This is a genomic window from Streptomyces sp. NBC_00236 (genome assembly GCF_036195045.1).
Lineage (GTDB): Bacteria > Actinomycetota > Actinomycetes > Streptomycetales > Streptomycetaceae > Streptomyces.
Genome location: NZ_CP108100.1, coordinates 7,472,354 through 7,489,622 on the forward strand (window position 1 = coordinate 7,472,354; position 17,269 = coordinate 7,489,622).

Here is a 17,269-nt window from a genome sequence, read left to right on the forward strand (position 1 = left end):
TCTTCCGATATGCGGCATATGTGTGCCCGGCCTACCGTGGCCGACATGGCAGCAGCGGGCAAAGCGGTGGAGCTGGAAGCAGCGGGACGGGCCGTACGGCTGTCCAGTCCGGACAAGATCTACTTCCCGGAGAAGGGCTACACGAAGCGGGACGTGGCCGAGTACTTCCTCGCCGTGGGCCCCGGAATCCTGCGTGCCCTGCGCAACCGGCCCACCACGCTCCAGCGGTTCGTGGACGGGGTCGAGGGCGAGTTCTTCTACCAGAAGCGCGCCCCGAAGAACCTCCCCGAATGGATCCCCACCACGGAGATCTCCTTCCCCAGCGGCCGGTCCGCCCGCGAGATGTGCCCCACCGAGGTCGCCGCCGTCATCTGGGCCGCCAACCTCGGGACGCTCACCTTCCACCCGTGGCCCGTCCGCGGCGGCGACACCGACCACCCCGACGAACTGCGCATCGACCTGGACCCGCAGCCCGGCACCGACTACTCCGACGCCGTCCGGGCCGCCCATGAGCTGCGGTCGGTCCTGGACGAGCACGGGCTGCGCGGCTGGCCCAAGACGTCGGGCGGCCGGGGCATCCACGTCTTCGTGCCCATCGAGGCCCGCTGGACGTTCACCGAGGTCCGGCGGGCGGCCATCGCGGTGGGGCGCGAGCTGGAGAGCCGGATGCCCGACCGGGTGACGACCGCCTGGTGGAAGGAGGAGCGCGGCGAGCGGATCTTCGTCGACTACAACCAGACGGCCAGGGACCGCACGATCGCCTCCGCCTACTCCGTACGCCCCCGCCCGCACGCCCCGGTCTCCGCCCCGCTGCGCTGGGACGAGATCGACGACGCCCAGCCGCGCGACTTCGACATCAGGACCATGCCGGTGCGCTACGCGGAACTGGGCGATGTGCACGAGGACATGGACCAGGAGGCCTACCGCCTCGACTCACTGCTGGAGCTCGCCGACCGCCACGAGCGCGACGGCGGCCCCGGCGACCTGCCCTACCCGCCGGAGTACCCCAAGATGCCGGGCGAACCGAAACGCGTACAGCCCAGCCGTGCCCGCCACGACGAGGACGACGACGCATGAGCACATCCGGCCAGGAGCCCGAGGCGCACGCCGACGCACACCGCGGGGCACACAGCAGGCCGCTGACCAGGGGCGAGAAATGGGCGGCGTACAAGGAGTCGCCCTACTTCCCGGCGACGGTCCTGGTGTTCATCCTCGCGGCTGCCGCCGGACTCTTCGCCGGTTCGTACACGTACGCGATGGCCAATCCGACCCCCCACCGGATTCCGACCGCCGTGGTCAGCCAGCCGGACACGGCCCGCGGCAAGGAGTTCGTCGCCGCGATGGACAAGGCCCTCGACGCCTCCCTCGTCATCCACGTCTACGAGACCCCGGCCGCGGCGCGTGAGGCACTGGAGGAGCAGGAGGTCTTCACGATCGTGCGGTCCGGCAGCCGCGGGGTGGAGATCGACGTGGCCAGTGCCTCCGGCGCGGCCGTCGCCCAGCTGCTCGCGGAATCCGCGGTGAAGGTGGGGGACGCGCTCGGCCTCCCGGTGGCCGTCGCTGACGTCAAACCGCTCCAGAAGGGCGACCCCCGCGGACTCGCGCTCTTCTACATCTCGCTCGCCGCCGTGATCATCGGCTTCGTCGGCTCCATCCAGCTGAGCGTGCACGCCAAGGGGCTGATCCCGCTGGAACGGATCGCGTTCACGGTTCTCTACTCGCTGCTGGGAGCCTTCTCCATTGCCGCGGTGGTGGACTGGCTGCTGGGCGCCGTCGATCTGCCCTTCGCCGAGTCCTGGCTGATCCTGGCGCTCACCATGTTCACCTCGGGCATGGTCTTCACCATGTTCAACACCATGATGGGGCGCTGGGCCATGCTCCCGACCTGGGGCCTGATGGTGATTCTGGGAAACCCCTCCTCCGGCGGAGCCGTGTCCTGGCCGCTGCTGCCCTCGGTGCTCGGGCACATCGGGCGCTGGCTGCCGCCGGGCGCCTCCGTCAACGCCCAGCACACCGCCGTCTACTACCAGGGCCACCAGAAGCTCTTCCCCTTCCTGGTGCTCGCGGTCTGGTGCCTGGTCTCCATCACGGTCTTCTGGGTATGGCGCCACCGGCACCCTGGTGGCCGCGCCCACATGCCCGAGCATGCGGCCGCGGCCACCTGATGCCGAACGGTGCGGTTACAGCTCCTTGATGCGGATGTCCCGGTAGGAGATCACGTCCGAGGTGCTGTGGACCTGGAGCCCGATGTAGCCGGAGGCGTACCGCCGTCCGTCGGTGCCCGGGTCGTCGTCCCGCGGCGGCTCGAAGGCCTGACCGCCGGTGTTGTCGAACTCGTTGAGCAGGACACCGTTGCGGTAGATCGAGTAGTGCTGGTCCACCACCCGGATCTCGTAGTCGTTCCAGGTGCCCTTGGGGGTGACCCCGGCGCCGGCGAGACCCACCCGGTCGAATCCGTACACGGAACCGGTCTTGTACATGTCGCCGTCCGGCCGGTCGTTGACCTGGATCTCATGGCCGAACTTGATGGCGGCCCACTCCGGACGCGGCTCCTCCGGGTTGTCGTGGACGTCGGGGAAGCGCACGAACACTCCGCCGTTGGCGTTGCCCGTGCCGGGGGCGTCGTCCCGCCACTGGAGCTTCAGCGAGAAGTCCCCGTACTGACGGCCCGGGAACCACAGCATGCCCATGCCGTCCACCGTGGTGGAGCTCGTGATCGCGCTGTCCGCCTCGTTGAGCGCGAACTGCCCGCCACCCACCTGCTGCCACTTGGCGAGCGAGGCGGCCGTGCCGTCGAAGAGCTTGCTGTAGCCCTCGTCCTGGCCCGGCTTGCCGATGCCGGACTGCTTGGCCGCCCGGTAGATCTTCTTGTGCTCGCGGGCGTCGATCACCCCGGCGGTGAGCAGCTTGTCGAGGACCGTGTCGACGTGCTTGAGGAACAGCGCGTGCGACGACCAGTCCTTCTCGTCCTCGATCAGCTCGTTGATCGTGCAGCGGTTCCCGGTGATGCGGTTGGGAACCCCGGTGTCGACCGTGCCCACGATGACGGTGAGGCGTTCGTCGAACTCCGGGCAGTTCGGCGCGGGAACGCCGCCGCTCTGCGCGATGGTGAACGACACCTGCTGCGCTTCGGAGGTGTTCCCCGCCTTGTCCGTGGCCCGGTGGGCGACCGTGTGGTAGCCGATCCGGTCGACGATGACGGTGGTGGTGTACGCGAGGTACGGGCCGCCGTCCAGGGAGTACTCGACCTTGTCCACGCCGCTGTCGGCGTCGGTCGCGGTGACCGTCACCTTGGCGCTGGTGAGGTAGGCGCCGTCCGAGTTCTTGTCGCCCTCGACCTTCGCGGACGTCTCGGGCGCCGTCGTGTCCTGGGTCGGAGGCTCGACGACGGTGAAGTCCACCGCCTTCTCCGCGGCCGCGTTGCCGGCCTTGTCGGTGGCGCGGTAGCGGACCTTCTGCGCCCCCACCTCGTGGACCATCACGGGACCGGCGTACGCCTGCCAGGCACCGTCCGCCCCGAGGGCGTACTCGATGGTGTTGACACCCGAACCGGTGTCGGAGGCGGTGACGGTGACCGTCGCCATGCCCAGGTACTGCCCCTGGTCGTCCGTCTCCCCGGACACGGTCGCCGAGGTCTCGGGCGGGGTCTCGTCATCCGTCGGCGGAGCGGCGACCGTGAACTCGGCCGTCTTCTCCGCGGCCGCGTTGCCCGCCTTGTCGGTGGCGCGGTACCGGATGACGTGCGCGCCGACCTCGTTCACGACGACCGGCACGGTGTACGGCTGCCAGGCACCGTCCGCCCCGACCGCGTACTCGACGGTGTCGACGCCCGAACCCTCGTCGGTGGCGGCGAGGGTGACCGTGGCCTGGCCGATGTAGGCGCCGTCGGCGTTCTTGTCGCCGTCGACCTTCGCCGAGGTCTCGGGCGCGGTGGTGTCCTCACCGCCGCCCCCGTCGGTCACGGTCAGGATGCCCTGCATCGCCTCGTGCCCCGGCATGGTGCAGTGGTAGAAGTACCGGCCGGGGGAGAGGGTGACCTCCGCCGTCTGCTTGCCGCCCTGGTCGTCGCCCGGGTTGGCCAGCAGGTTCAGCGGGACGTCGTTGTTGAACTCCGGGTCCGACACGCTGAAGGTCAGCGTGTGCGGCATGCCCGTGGTGTTGCCGGTCGCCTCACTGTTCTCGAAGACGATGGTCGCCTTGCCGGCCACCGCCGTCTTCGGCGCGGAGAGGTAGTGGTCGATGGGATTGCCGGCCGTCCAGGTCAGCACCTGGTCGGCCGCCGCGTCCGCCGGCGCCGCCGTACGGCCGTACGCCGCCGTCGACGTGAGCCCCAGCACCATCAGGAACGACCCCAGCAGCGCGAGCCACAGCCGCGCCGGCCGCAAGCGCCTTCGGAAGAAGATCGAACGGTGACTCACTGCACTGCCGCCTTCCTGGCCAGATCCTTGACGGCCGGGGTTGCCGCGCCGCCCTTGTACGTCACACGCCACAGCGCGGACTTGGAGTCGGAGGTGAAGAAGCCGCGCCCGTAGTCCAGGACGTACAGCGAACCGTCCGGGGCGAACTTCCAGTCCATCAGGTTGCGGATGCCGTCCGCGCCCACCGGGATGATCTCCTTGAGGGACTCGGCGTGCGTGGGCAGACCGCCCTTGCCGACCGTCCTCGGATCGGTGAGCACGGCGTGCCGCGGCTGGGTGTCGTCGTAGAAGTCACCGACGAACCACTTGCCGTCCCAGTACGACGGCCACTTGTCGGCGCTGGTGCTCGCCGCGTCGTACCGGTAGACCGGGCCGTTCATCGTGGCCTGGCCGCCGCCCTTGAGCCAGGGCAGGAGCTCCTTCTGGTCCTCGACCTTGTAGCTCGGGATGCCGTTCTCGTCGCGCGGGTAGTCCACGCCACCGCCCTGGGGCGAGTACCAGATGGTGTTGGAGGTGATCGGCGGCAACTTCACGAGACCGTCGTTGTTCGGCGACTCGTTCTTGGGGTGGTCGCAGTCGTACCAGTCGAGCGGCTTGCCCGGATCCGGCAGATTGCGGTCCCGGTAGGGCTGCTTGTTGCCCATGCAGTACGGCCAGCCGTGGTTGCCCGCCTGGGTGATCGCGGCGAACGTGTCGTACTTGGCCGGGCCCCAGGTGGTGCTCGGGGCACCCGCGTCGGGGCCGACCCAGCCCGCGTACAGCGTGTCCGTCGACTTGTCGACGGAGATCCGGGCCGGGTTGCGCACGCCCATCACATAGATCTCGCCGCGGGTCTTGCCGCCGCCCTCGTCCGGCTCCTTGCCGGTGAAGAGGTTGCCCGCGGGGAGCGTGTACGTGCCGTCGTCCTCGGGGTGGATCCGCAGGATCTTCCCGTTGAGGTTGTTGGTGTTGCCCGCGGTGCGGCGGGCGTCGGCGAACGAGACGCCCTTGTAGTTGGGCTGCGGGTTGTTGCCCGAGTAACCGTCGCTGAATCCGGAGGAGTTGTTGTCACCGGTCGCGATGTACAGGTTGCCCTTCGAGTCCCACGCCATGCCGCCGCCGGCGTGGCAGCAGCTGTGGACCTGGACCGGCCACTGCAACAGCACCTTCTCGGAGGAGAGGTCCAGTTTGTTCGTCGCCAGGTCGAGGGTGAAACGGGAGACCTGACGGACCGCCATCTGCTTGTCGCGGTCGAGCTTGTCGTGGGGTGTGTAGTGCAGGTACACCCAGCCGTTCTTCTCGAAGTCCGGGTCGAGCTCGATGCCGAGCAGACCCTCCTCGACCTTGACCAGTTCGTCTCCGCCGCCCTTGTTGCCGAAGACCGTCAGCTCACCGGCGAGGGTGACCTTCTTGGTCTTCGGGTCGTAGACGTGGATCTGGCCGAGCCCCTTGCCGACGTTCGGGTCGGTCCAGTCGGTGACGACCGGCACGCTGCTGTCCGCGCCGCCGCGGCCGATGTACATCACCCGTCCGTCGGGGGCGGTCACCAGGCCGTGCGGTTCGCCGATCTGGTCGTTCTTGCCCGGCTGGTTGGGCTGAGTGACCTTCTCCGCCGTGTAGTTGGAGGTGATCGTCGCCTTGCAGTCGGCCTGGGAGATCCGGGTCGTCCAGTCCAGGGCGCCCCGCAGATGGTCACGGAAGTCCGCCTCGGCGAAACTGGCGACCGTGCCGCCCATGGCGGTGTAGAAGGACCGGCCGCCGTCGTAGTCACGGCACCAGGAGACCGGGTGATCCCAGCCGTTGGCGCTCGTGCCGGGCTTGTACGTGATCTCCCGGACCCGCGCCACGGTGTGGACGTCCCCGGACGGATTGTCCTTCCAGTTCAGCCACTTGTCCGGGCGCTTCCACTCCAGCGGCAGGTTCTTCGTCGCCGGGTGCTGCCGGTCGCCGATCTCCACCGTCGCACGCTGTACGGAGGTGGGGCTGCCGGCCGCCGGACGGGCACCGACGAGTCCGGTGAACCAGTCCGAGTACGGCTCGGTGCGCGCCGCGTCATGGATGCCGAGGAAGCCGCCGCCGGCCTCCATGTACGCCTCGAGACCGGCCTCCTGCTCCGGGTCGAGGACGTCGCCGCCACCCGTCAGGAAGACGACGGCGTTGTACTTCCCGAGCTGCTTGCCGTTGGTGAACACGGCCGGATCGTCGGACGCCACGGTCCTGAAACGGCCCGCCTCCGGCCCGCTGAGCCCGATCTTCTCGATCGCCGCGATCCCGGCGTCGACGGTCGGGGACTCCTCGGTGGCGGAGGCGTGGAAGACGAGCACCTTGACGTTGGCGCCGCCCGGCGGCGACGGCAGGGACAACGTTGTCGCCATGGACTCCGGCGCGCCGGGATCCGTTCTGGCACTGGCGGCGTTGCCGCCGAGCAGGGATGCGGTCAATGCGCCGGCCGCCACGGCCGCCGCGAGTCCGCGTCGTGATCCGGACCTGTGATGTGGTGTGCGCTGCATGTGGTCACCCACCCCTCTTTGGTCGCTGCCACAGCTTCGGTCACTGCAACAGCGCATGAAGCTAGACCTCTTTTCGCGACTCGCCAATAGCTATGGCAGCAATGACACCAACTTTGTCCTTGGTGTGGATAAACGAAGCCGCCCGGGCTACGGTATGGCCCGATCTCCGCAACATCCATCCCACAGTGGGGAGTTCGACATGGACCGAAGGAGCTTCAACCGGCGGGTTCTGATGGGCGGCGGGGTGGCGGCGGCGACCGGAGTGACATCGTTGTCTCTCGGTGCGATCGAGGCCACGTCGGCGGAGAACCCACCCCGGACGGCACCGGCGGGAGGAGTGGTCCGCCATCTCAAGCTGTACGCCGAGAAACTGGCGGACGGCCGGATGGGCTACGGGTTCGAGAAGGGCAAGGCATCGGTTCCCGGGCCGTTGATCGACATCAACGAGGGCGACACCCTGCACATCGAGTTCGAGAACACGATGGACGTGGCGGCCAGCCTCCACGCGCACGGCGTGGACTACGACATCGCGAGCGACGGCACCCGGATGAACCGGAGCATCGTCGAACCGGGCGAGACCCGTACGTACACCTGGCGCACCCACGCCCCGGGCCGGCGCAAGGACGGCACCTGGCAGCCGGGCAGTGCGGGCTACTGGCACTACCACGACCACGTCGTCGGTACGGACCACGGCACGGGCGGCATCCGCAAGGGGCTGTACGGGCCTGTGGTGGTCCGGCGCAAGGGCGACATCCTGCCCGACAAGACCATCACGATCGTCTTCAACGACATGACGATCAACAACAGGCCCGCCGACCAGAGCCCCGACTTCGAGGCCACGGTGGGGGACCGGCTCGAAGTCGTCATGATCACGCACGGCGAGTACTACCACACGTTCCACATCCACGGTCACCGCTGGGCGGACAACCGCACGGGCCTGCTCACCGGGCCGGACGACCCGAGCCGGGTCATCGACACGAAGATCGTCGGGCCCGCGGACTCCTTCGGCTTCCAGGTCATCGCGGGTGAACACGTGGGCGCCGGCGCCTGGATGTACCACTGCCATGTGCAGAGCCACTCCGACATGGGCATGGCCGGAATGCTGCTGGTCGCCAAGGCGGACGGGACGGTGCCGGGGTACGACGGACACACCATGCCGTCAGCGCCGGAGGCGGACTCCTCGGCGAAGGCATCGGCGCACGAGGGACATTAGGGCGCGTCCGCGACCGCGGCGAGGCGCTGCTGTTCCTCCTCCACGATGCGGCGGGCCAGCGAACCGTCCGACACGTCCACGGCGTCCGGCGTCGTCTCGGCGACGTCGCTGCGCCGTGCGTACGCGTCGAACAACCGCTCCTTGCGGGCCAGGATGTCCAGCATCCGCTGGTCGACGCTGTCCGCCGCGAGGAGCCGGTGCACCTGGACCGTGCGTATCTGGCCCATCCGGTGCGCGCGGGCCACGGCCTGGTGCTCCATCGTCGGCTTGATCTGCGGCTCGCAGAGGATGACGACCGACGCGGCCTGCATGTTCAGCCCGATCCCGCCCGCCTGGATCTGGCTGAGCAGCACCGCGTGGCCGTCCGCCGCGGCGAAGCCGTCGATCAGCTCCTGGCGTCGCGCGGCCGGCACGCTTCCGGACAGCGGGCCGAACACGCCTTCGCCCAGGGACTGCCGGACGGTGTCCAGCACCTCGCGGAAGTAGGAGAACACGACGACCTTCAGGCCGTTGTCCTCGGCCTCCGCGACGAGCTCGCGCAGCCGGTTCAGTTTCGCGGAGGTGGCGGGGTGCGCGTACGCGGCCCGGCGCATCCGCATGAAGTGCCCGGCGGCCACCGCCTCGTGGTACGCCTGCTGATCGGCCTCGCTGAACTCCTCCCACTCGTCGACCTGCACGAGCGCGGGGAGTTCGGTGAGCACGTCCTGCTGGTTGCGGCGCAGATAGGCGGGGGCGACGGCCCGGCGGAAGGCGTGCGAACCGGCGACGCCGTGCGTGGTGCTGACGGACGGGGCCAGTTCGGGCTGGAGATGGCGGACCAGGCTGCGGAACTCCTCCACCCGGTTCTCCATGGGCGTGCCGGTGAGGAAGAGCACGTGCTCGGTCCCCTCCGACCAGCCGGACACCGCACGGGCGCGACGGGTGGCCGGATTCTTCACGTAGTGCGCCTCGTCGACGACGAGCATCCCGGGCCGCACCCCGCTCTCGCCCGCGCCGGGAAGCGTGTGCAGGGCGTCGAAGGTGGTGAGCGCGACCCCGCCGCTCTCACGCCACTCGGCGAACGCCTCCTGGCGCTCCGGACCGTGCACCGGCAGGGGCCTCAGCGTGGAGCGGGCGCGGACCTCCCGCGTCCAGTTGATCAGCACGCTCGCGGGGCACACCACCAGGAAGTGCGTCTCCCCGCGCGCCGCGAGATGGGCCAGCGCGGCGATGGCCTGCACGGTCTTGCCGAGCCCCATCTCGTCCCCGAGGATCACCCGCTTCTGCGCGAGAGCGAAACGCGCGCCGAACGACTGGTAGCCGCGCAGCGAGACCCGCAGCCGGGCGTCGTCCAGCCGCAGCCCGCGCACCCGGTCGGCGATCCCGGACGGCAGGAACCCCTCCGCCGCGTCCCGGTCGGGACCGGTTCCCGACATCTCCGCCAGCAGGCTGTAGTACTCCGCGGACCGCAGCTCGAAGTCGACCCAGGCCGCGACGTCGGACCCGGGGTCCCGCAGCAGGTCCACCGACACCTGGGCGAACAGCGGAGGCAGTTCGCGCTCCACCGCATCGGCGACGGCCACGCGCACGGACGCGACGGCATCCAGCACGCGCGCCCGGGCCTCCCGCCGGGTGAAGACCATCCGCAGCCGCCCCCGGGCCGGTCCGGCAGCGGTCAGCAGCGGCTCCAGGCAGGTGGCCAGCCGGCGGGCCGCGTCCACGGCCCGCCGCACGTCAGGACCGGCCTCGACCAGCCGGTACAACGCGGTGACCAGGGCCGTCGTGGCATCGTCCGGGGTGTCCACGTCTATCCGCAGGGCGACCGTGTCCCGTACCGCGTGCGCGATCTGGCGTGCGGCGGCCAGGGTCTGGTCGGCCGTCTGCGCACCGACGCCGGGGATCTGGCGGAGCTCGTACCGGCCGGCCCCGTACACCTGCTCCACCGTCGTGAACCCGGCCTGCTCGACCGCGCCGAGGCGCAGCCGGCCCTCGGTGACGTCCTTGAGGCGGGACACCGGGATGGCCGACAGCTCCTTGCGGACGAGGACGTCGAGGAGCGGGTCCAGCGCCGCGCGCACGGCACCGACCGCGCGGGTGTGATCCGCCAGGACGCCGCGCGCCGCTTCCAGCAGCCCGTCGGCCCGCGCCAGCAGTTCACGGGCCGCCCGCCCGGTCGGCGTCCCGCCCTCCGTGGACCCGGCCTCTGTCATGTCGTACCTTCTGTCCCCGCCGCCTTGCGCCGCTGCGCCCGGCTTCCGCCCGGAGCGACTCATATCGTCCCATGCGCGACTGACAGGCCGGCCCGGCGGACGGTTCAGGGCGCGGGCGGGCGACGCTCCGCCGGCGACAGAAGCAGTACCTCCAGAGCGCGCGCGCAGGAACGCGCCTGCGCCAGGAACCAGTCGCCGCGCTCCTCGGTGATCACGGACGGGGTGGCCCGTACCGCCAGGGCGAAACGGGCGTACCCCGCGCCGTCCAGCACGGGCACCGCCAGGGTCCGCACCCCGTGGGCCGACTCGCCGTCGTTGACCGCATAGGTGTCGGACCGCACCCGGGCCAGCTCCGCCTCCAGGGCCGCCGGTTCGACGATCGTCCGGTCGGTGAAGGCGGGCAGCGGCGGCAGCGAGGAAGGACCGCCCTCACCCGGCCTCGCCCAGGCCAGCAGGACCTTGCCCAGAGCCGTGGAGTGCAGCGGCCGGCGCAGCCCCACCTTGGGGGTCACCGAACCGCCCGCGACGATAACCGCGTGCGGGCCGCTGCGCAGCGCCAGGTCGGCGGTGGCGCCCGTGCGCTCGGCGAGATCGGCCAGCTCGGGGGCGGCCAGATGCAGACCGCGCTGGTGGTAGGAGAGCCGGCCCAACTCGGTCACGGCGGGCCCCAGCCGGTAACGGGACGTCCGGGCGTCCTGCTCCAGGAACCCGGCACCCAGCAGGGTGCGCGCCAGCCGGTGGGCGGTGGAGACCGACAGCCTCAGACGGCGGGCCAGATCGGAGGCGCTCAGATCGGGGCCGTTGTCGTGGAAGCAGTGCAGGACGTCCAGGGCGCGCTGTACCGCCTGCGCCCCACCGGGAGCGCGTACCGCTGCGGCCTCGGTCATGGGGTTCACTCTCCGCTCGTGGGGGTGCGGGACCCGACCTTGCCACATTGCGGGAGCCGAGCCGGGCCCAAATCGCCTGGTGAAACATGCCGTTCATACCCAATCCCACATCATGGGAAGCGAGTTGTGGGCGGACGACGCCCCGTGGCAGGCTGCAGCCCTCACCACCGACGAGCTGAAGGGAGCAGTGCCATGGCCGGCCGCCGATCCGCGTCCCCCGACCGCACCGCTCCGGTCCTGCTCGCCCTCACGCTGCGCCGTCACATCGACCTGGCCCGCGTCTCCAGCGCTGCCTGTCGCTGACCCTCCCCGCACGTTCTTCCTCACGCCTGACGCGTCGCTCCGACGCGTCACGGGCTCGTGCCGTACGCATCTCCCGGCTCCGGGACGTACGTGCCGTGCCCGTGGGCTCCCCCCTGCTCCGCCGATCCTCGGGAAGACTCCATGACGTCTGCCGTCCTGCCCCGGACCCTCTGGTTCACCCGCTGTCCCGTCCCCACCGCCACCGGCATCGCCGCCGACCGGCAGTGGCTCACCGACGAGTTCGCCGCCGACGGGATCTCCGTGCGCTCCCTCCAGGACGCCTCCCCGGACGCCGACCGTGCCGCCCACTACACCCACGCCCTGCCCGGCCTCTTCCGGGAGGGCGGCAACGTACCCGCTCTGTGGGCCCGTTCGCGGGGCGAGCACACCCGGCTGGTCGGACTCACCTGGATCGAGGAACGGCAGACCGTCCTGGTCGCGCCCGGCTCCGGGATCCGGGGCGCCGCCGCACTGCGCGGGCTGCGCCTCGCCGTGCCGAAGCACGACATCGCCATCGACTTCTGGCGGGCCATGGCCCTGCGCGGCTTCGAGGGGGCGCTCGCCTCCGCCGGACTCGCCCTGGACGACGCCTCGTTCGTCGACGTACCCGCCGACGGACACGAGGGCCAGTGGGCGGCCGAACTCGCGGCACTGCGCCGCGGCGACGCCGACGCCGTGTACGTGAAGGGCGCGGTGGCCGTCGAGGCGGCCCGGCGGGCCGGTGCCGAGGTGGCCGTGGAGCTCGACGAACTGCCCGACCGTCGCTTCCGCGTCAACAACGGAACCCCACGCCCCATCACCGTCCACCAGCGGCTCCTGGACGACCACCCCGACCTCGTCGACCGCTTCCTCGCCGTCCTGCTGAGGGCGGCCGACTGGGCGGCCGGCCGGCCCGATGAGGTCGACCGCATCCTCGGCGCCGAGACCGGAGCGGGCGCCGACGGAGTCGCCGGCGCCTACCGCCCCGGCACCCATCTGACCCTCCACCCCGACCTGTCCGCCGAACGACTCGCCCTGCTCGCCGCACAGGAGGCCGGGCTGCGCGCCCACGGCTTCCTGCCCGAACCCGTCGACGTGGCGGCCTGGGCCGACCCCGAACCGCTGCGCCGCGCCGCCGCCCTCGTGCGCCGCACCACCGCACCCCCGATCCCGGAGGAACCCTCGTCATGAATCTCGCCCGACCACTGCGCACCACCGCCGTTCCGGCGCTCCTCACGGTCTCGGCGCTCGTCGCCCTCACGGCCTGCGGCACCTCCGAGGCCGACAGCGCCGCGGGGGGATCGAAGGCCACGGTGACCGTCCGCATCCCCGACCCCGGGAACTCCGGGGTGCTCGCCCTCGGCAAGAAGGACGGCAGCCTCGACAAGGCGCTGTCCAAGGCGGGTGCCAAGGTGCGGTGGACCGGCAGCGCCGGCCCGTTCGCCCCCGCAGCCCAGGCCATGAACGCGGACCAGCTGGACATCGCCACGGGCTCCATCACCTCCGGCATCACCTCGCTCGCCCAGCGGCCCGGCTTCAAGTTCTTCACCGCCGTCGACCCGGACGCAGCGGGGGAGGGCATCCTGGTCAGGAACGGGTCGGACATCGGCTCGGTGGCCGACCTCGTGGGGAAGAAGGTCGCCGTCAACCAGGGCGGCACCGGCGAGTACCTGCTGCTCAAGGCCCTCGCCAAGGCCGGCATCCCGGCGGACGAGGTCACCCGGGTCTATCTGCGCCCCGACCAGACCGCGGCGGTCTTCAACGCCGGCAAGGTCGACGCCTGGGCCGTCTGGGCCACGTACGCGGTCGCCGAGATCGGCAGCGGCAAGGCGCACTTCGTCGCCGACGGCGCCGCGATCGGCTCCGACAACTACAGCCTCAACGCCGTGCGGACCGAGTTCGCCGAGCAGCACCCGAAGGTCGTACAGGCCCTCTACCAGTACCTCCACGAGGCCAGCGCCAAGGAGAAGCAGAACCCGGCGGCGTACCTCAACGTCTTCACGGACGTCGGCCCGACCGCCGTGACCGGCAAGGCCAAGGAGGTACAGACCGGGTTCACCGCGCAGGGCGGCACCGTCGATCCCATCGGGCCCGAGGACATCGCACGCTTCGAGGACGTCGCCGCGTTCTACGCCAACCAGAAGGTCACCAAGGACCGGGTCGACGTGGCCGCGCACCTGCTCGATGTCGGGAAGCTGACATGAGCGACACCGCTGCCGCGCCTCCCGGACTGGTCCGGCCGCGCCCGAGGTCCGACAGGGCCCGTAGCCGGGGCCACGCGCTCACGGTCCGCACCCTCGGCCCGCTCGCGCTGCTCGCCCTGTGGTGGGTGGCCTCCGCCACCGGACTCCTCACCCCGGACGTCCTGGCCTCTCCCGCCGAAGTACTCCGTGCCGTCGGCGAGTTGTGGGGCAACGGTCAGCTGCCCGACGCGCTCACCACCTCCCTCACCCGCTCCGGCCTCGGCCTCCTCATCGGGCTCGCCGCCGGGCTGACCCTCGGCATCACCACCGGATTCACCCGGCTCGGCGACGAACTGCTCGACTCCTCGCTCCAGACCCTGCGCACGATCCCCTTCCTCTCCCTGGTACCGCTGTTCATGGTCTGGTTCGGGATCAACGAGACGGCGAAGATCCTCCTCATCGCCGTGGCCACCACCTTCCCGATGTACGTGTCCACATCGAGCGGGGTACGCAACACCGACCCGAAACTCGTCGAGGCCATGCGGAGCTTCGGCATGGGGCGCCTCGCCCTCGTCCGCGAAGTCGTCCTGCCCGGCGCCCTGCCGTCCCTGCTCGCCGGACTGCGCCTGTCGATGACGCTCAGCGTCATCGCGCTGATCGCCGCCGAGGAGATCAACGCGACCGCGGGCATCGGCTATCTGATGTCCCAGGCCCAGAGCTACGCCCGCACCGACATCCTCGCCGTCTGCATCCTCGTCTACGGGCTCCTCGGACTGACCGCCGACATTCTCGTGCGGCTGCTGGAACGCGTGCTGATGCCGTGGCGCACTCCCCGGGGAGCGACCCGATGACCACCGATCCGACATCCGTACCAGCCGTCCGGGTACGGGGACTGCGCCGGGCGTTCGGCGACCGTGCCGTCCTCGACGACCTCCGACTCGACATCGCCCGCGGTGAGTTCGTCGCCCTGCTCGGTGCCAGCGGCAGCGGCAAGACGACGCTGCTGCGCATCCTCGGGGCCCTCGACGGCGCCGACGGGGGAGAGGTCCTCGTCCCCGAGGCCCGCACCATCGTCTTCCAGGAGCCCCGGCTCGTCCCGTCGAAGAGGGTCCTGGCCAATGTGACGGTCGCCCTGCCCCGCGGCCGCTCCGCCGACGGCCTCCGCGCGCTCGCCGAAGTCGGCCTGGAACGCCACGCCGAGGCCTGGCCGGCCACCCTCTCCGGCGGCGAGGCCCAGCGCGTCGCTCTCGCCCGCGCCCTGGTCCGCGAGCCCGAACTGCTGCTGCTCGACGAGCCGTTCGCCGCCCTCGACGCGCTGACCCGGCTGAGGATGCAGGATCTCGTCGGCGAGCTGTGCCGCCGGCACCGCCCCGCCGTGCTGCTGGTCACCCATGACGTCGAGGAGGCCGTACGGCTGGCCGACCGGGTCGCCGTCCTGCGCGACGGCCGCCTCGTCACCGACGAGACCGTCGACATCGCCCGGCCGCGCGACCCGGGCGACCCCGCGTTCGCCGCTCTGCGCCGGCGGCTCCTGGCCGACCTCGGCGTCGACGCCCCCGCACCTTCCCATCCGTTCCCCGTACCCGCCGAAGCCGGAGTGATCTGAATGACCCTCACCATCGGTGTCCACAGCAGCAACCCGTCGCTCTACCACCTGTACCACCTCTCCCGGCTGGGCTTCGCCCAGGAGGAACTGGCCCCGCTGGGCGAGACCGTCGTCTTCCACCCGTACACCAACGGTGTGCGCACCGGCGAACTCCTGACCCGGGGCGTCATCGACTTCGGCGGCACCGGCTCCACCCCGCCCGTCACCGCCCAGGCCGCCGGGCACGACATCGTCTACACCGCGGTCTCCGCGCCGCGCCCCGAACACGGCGCGCTCCTCGTCCCCGAGGACAGCCCCGTGCGCACCGTCGCCGACCTCAAGGGCACGACCGTGCACCTGGCGGTCGGATCCTGGCAGACCCATCTCATCGCCAAGGCGCTCGACGACGCCGGGCTGTCCTACGCCGAGGACATCACCGCCGTCCGCAGCGACGCCGACAGCGAAGAACTGCTGCGCACCGGCGCGATCGCCGCCTGGGTCGCCCAGGGCGCCGACCTGGCGGCCGCCCGGCGCACCGGCGGACTGCGGACCCTGGTCCGCACCGGCGACGTCATCAGCGACCGTTCCGTGTTCTTCACCCGCCGTGACCTCGCCGAATCCCGGCCCGACGTCATCGAGGCCCTGACCCGGGCGCTGCGACGCGCGGACGAGTGGGCCGCGGCCCACCCCCGGCAGGCGGCCGAGATCGCCGCCGCCGACCTCGGCGGATCGGCCGACGACTGGGAGACCGCCCTCGCCTCGCTGCCCTGGACGATCGAGCCCGTCTCCGACGCCTTCATCGCCGAGCAGCAGGAGGCCGCCGACATCTTCCACCGGACCGGATTCATCGACCGGCCGGTGACCGTCGCCCACGCCCGTGCCCGTGCCGCGGCCGGCAAGGCGGTATGACGACATGGCGACCGAAGTCCTCTGGTACATCATTCCGCGCGAAGGCGCCTATCCCTGGGAGCCCGAGGGCCGGCGCCCCGTGGACCTCGGGTACCTGACCCAACTGGCCGGGACGGTCGAGCGGCTCGGCTACAGCGGCGCGCTGCTCGCCACCGACCTGTACGACGTCTGGCCGCTCGGCAGCGCACTGGCCGCCTCGACCAGCACCCGCTTCAAGCCCCTGCTGGCCGTCCACCCCGGGCTCGTCCCGCCGACGCTGCTCGCCAAGATGGCGCTCAGCTTCGACACGTTCTTCGGCGGCCGGCTCCGCTTCAACGTGGTCAACGGCTCCACGAAGTCGCTGCGGGAGTACGGACTGCACGTGGAGCACGACGAACGGTACGAGCTGAGCGCGGAGTACTGGTCGATCGTGAAGCGGCTGACGGCCGGCGAGGTCTTCGACCACAAGGGCCGCTTCTACGACCTGAAGAACGCCGGCGCCTCCTTCCGCGAGCTGAAGCCGGTCCAGGACGGGCCCATCCCGCTCTGGTTCGGCGGCTCGTCCGACCCCGGTATCGAGATGGCCGCCGAGCACGTGGACGTCTTCCTGACCTGGGGAGAGCCGCCGCACCTGTTGAAGGAGAAGCTGGAGAAGGTCCGGGCGAGGGCCGCCGCGTACGGCCGCACACTCCGGATCGGGCTGCGGCTGCACCTGATCGTCCGGGACACGGAGGAGGAGGCCTGGGCCGCGGCCGACCGGCTCCTGGACGTCACCAGCGACGCGACATACGCCCGTCAGCTCGGCGACCGGGCGGGGGAGGACGGCGTCGGCTGGCAGCGGCAGTTCCGCCAGCACGGCGGAAAGGTGCCCGCCCACGGCCGTGAACTGGAGGTCCATCCCAACATGTGGCCGGGCATGAGCCTGTTCCGGCCGGGACCGGGCACCGCGGTGGTGGGATCGACGGCTCAGGTCGTCGAGCGGCTCAAGGAGTTCGAAGACCTGGGCGTCGACACCTTCATCCTCTCCGGGAACCCGCTGCTGGAGGAGGCGTACCGGGTCGCGGAGACGGTCCTGCCGGCCCTGGGCATCACCCGCTGACCGGCGTTGCCCGCGTGCTCCGGCCGCGGCGCCGGA

14 protein-coding genes are annotated in these 17,269 nt (G+C 71.0%); 10 read left to right on the top strand and 4 right to left on the bottom strand.

The genetic code is table 11. The annotated features are described in order from the left end of the window. Positions 1-66 precede the first annotated feature (66 nt). Entirely contained in the window at positions 67-1,077 is a 1,011-nt protein-coding gene (gene ligD, locus OG446_RS33265; RefSeq protein WP_328898492.1) for a non-homologous end-joining DNA ligase, read from the top strand. After that, positions 1,074-2,165, top strand: a complete 1,092-nt coding sequence (locus OG446_RS33270) for an ABC transporter permease (RefSeq protein WP_328897506.1) — start codon at positions 1,074-1,076, stop codon at positions 2,163-2,165. Before ligD ends, OG446_RS33270 begins: the two co-directional genes overlap by 4 nt. A gap of 15 nt (positions 2,166-2,180) precedes the next feature. Here OG446_RS33270 and OG446_RS33275 read toward each other — a convergent pair whose 3' ends face one another. Both OG446_RS33275 and OG446_RS33280 read right to left on the bottom strand, forming a co-directional pair. Further along, the gene (locus OG446_RS33275) at positions 2,181-4,340 is read right to left on the bottom strand and encodes an OmpL47-type beta-barrel domain-containing protein (protein ID WP_443050295.1); all 2,160 of its coding nucleotides are present in this window, start codon (positions 4,338-4,340) and stop codon (positions 2,181-2,183) included. A gap of 74 nt (positions 4,341-4,414) precedes the next feature. Then, complete coding sequence (locus tag OG446_RS33280; RefSeq protein WP_328897508.1) at positions 4,415-6,907, bottom strand: ThuA domain-containing protein; 2,493 nt, start codon at positions 6,905-6,907, stop codon at positions 4,415-4,417. Positions 6,908-7,106: 199 nt separating this feature from the next. On the opposite strand from OG446_RS33280, the gene OG446_RS33285 reads away from it, so the two are divergent. Continuing rightward, positions 7,107-8,120 (top strand): multicopper oxidase domain-containing protein, encoded by a 1,014-nt coding sequence (locus tag OG446_RS33285; RefSeq protein ID WP_328897509.1) that lies wholly within the window; start codon positions 7,107-7,109, stop codon positions 8,118-8,120. Here the strand turns inward: OG446_RS33285 and OG446_RS33290 are convergent. Then, positions 8,117-10,309, bottom strand: a complete 2,193-nt coding sequence (locus tag OG446_RS33290; protein ID WP_328897510.1) for a DEAD/DEAH box helicase — start codon at positions 10,307-10,309, stop codon at positions 8,117-8,119. The two genes, OG446_RS33285 and OG446_RS33290, sit on opposite strands and share 4 nt — an antisense overlap. Positions 10,310-10,413: 104 nt before the next feature. Then, entirely contained in the window at positions 10,414-11,196 is a 783-nt protein-coding gene (locus tag OG446_RS33295) for an IclR family transcriptional regulator (protein WP_328897511.1), read from the bottom strand. A gap of 192 nt (positions 11,197-11,388) precedes the next feature. Here OG446_RS33295 and OG446_RS33300 point away from each other — a divergent pair, with 192 nt between their 5' ends. The 7 genes from OG446_RS33300 to OG446_RS33330 all read left to right on the top strand — a co-directional run bounded on the left by OG446_RS33300 (position 11,389) and on the right by OG446_RS33330 (position 17,233). Further along, a complete protein-coding gene (locus tag OG446_RS33300; RefSeq protein ID WP_328897512.1) occupies positions 11,389-11,499 on the top strand; it encodes a putative leader peptide in 111 nt (36 codons plus the stop codon). A gap of 141 nt (positions 11,500-11,640) precedes the next feature. After that, positions 11,641-12,669, top strand: coding sequence for an ABC transporter substrate-binding protein (locus OG446_RS33305; protein WP_328897513.1), 1,029 nt, complete (start codon positions 11,641-11,643; stop codon positions 12,667-12,669). Beyond that, positions 12,666-13,682 (top strand): NrtA/SsuA/CpmA family ABC transporter substrate-binding protein, encoded by a 1,017-nt coding sequence (locus OG446_RS33310; protein WP_328897514.1) that lies wholly within the window; start codon positions 12,666-12,668, stop codon positions 13,680-13,682. The genes OG446_RS33305 and OG446_RS33310 overlap by 4 nt, the downstream gene beginning before the upstream one ends. Then, positions 13,679-14,512, top strand: coding sequence for an ABC transporter permease (locus OG446_RS33315; RefSeq protein WP_328897515.1), 834 nt, complete (start codon positions 13,679-13,681; stop codon positions 14,510-14,512). The genes OG446_RS33310 and OG446_RS33315 overlap by 4 nt, the downstream gene beginning before the upstream one ends. Continuing rightward, entirely contained in the window at positions 14,509-15,267 is a 759-nt protein-coding gene (locus OG446_RS33320) for an ABC transporter ATP-binding protein (RefSeq protein WP_328897516.1), read from the top strand. Before OG446_RS33315 ends, OG446_RS33320 begins: the two co-directional genes overlap by 4 nt. Continuing rightward, positions 15,268-16,155, top strand: coding sequence for an ABC transporter substrate-binding protein (locus OG446_RS33325; RefSeq protein WP_328897517.1), 888 nt, complete (start codon positions 15,268-15,270; stop codon positions 16,153-16,155). 4 nt (positions 16,156-16,159) lie between these two features. Then, a complete protein-coding gene (locus OG446_RS33330) occupies positions 16,160-17,233 on the top strand; it encodes an LLM class flavin-dependent oxidoreductase (protein WP_328897518.1) in 1,074 nt (357 codons plus the stop codon). The last annotated feature ends 36 nt before the right edge of the window (positions 17,234-17,269 follow it).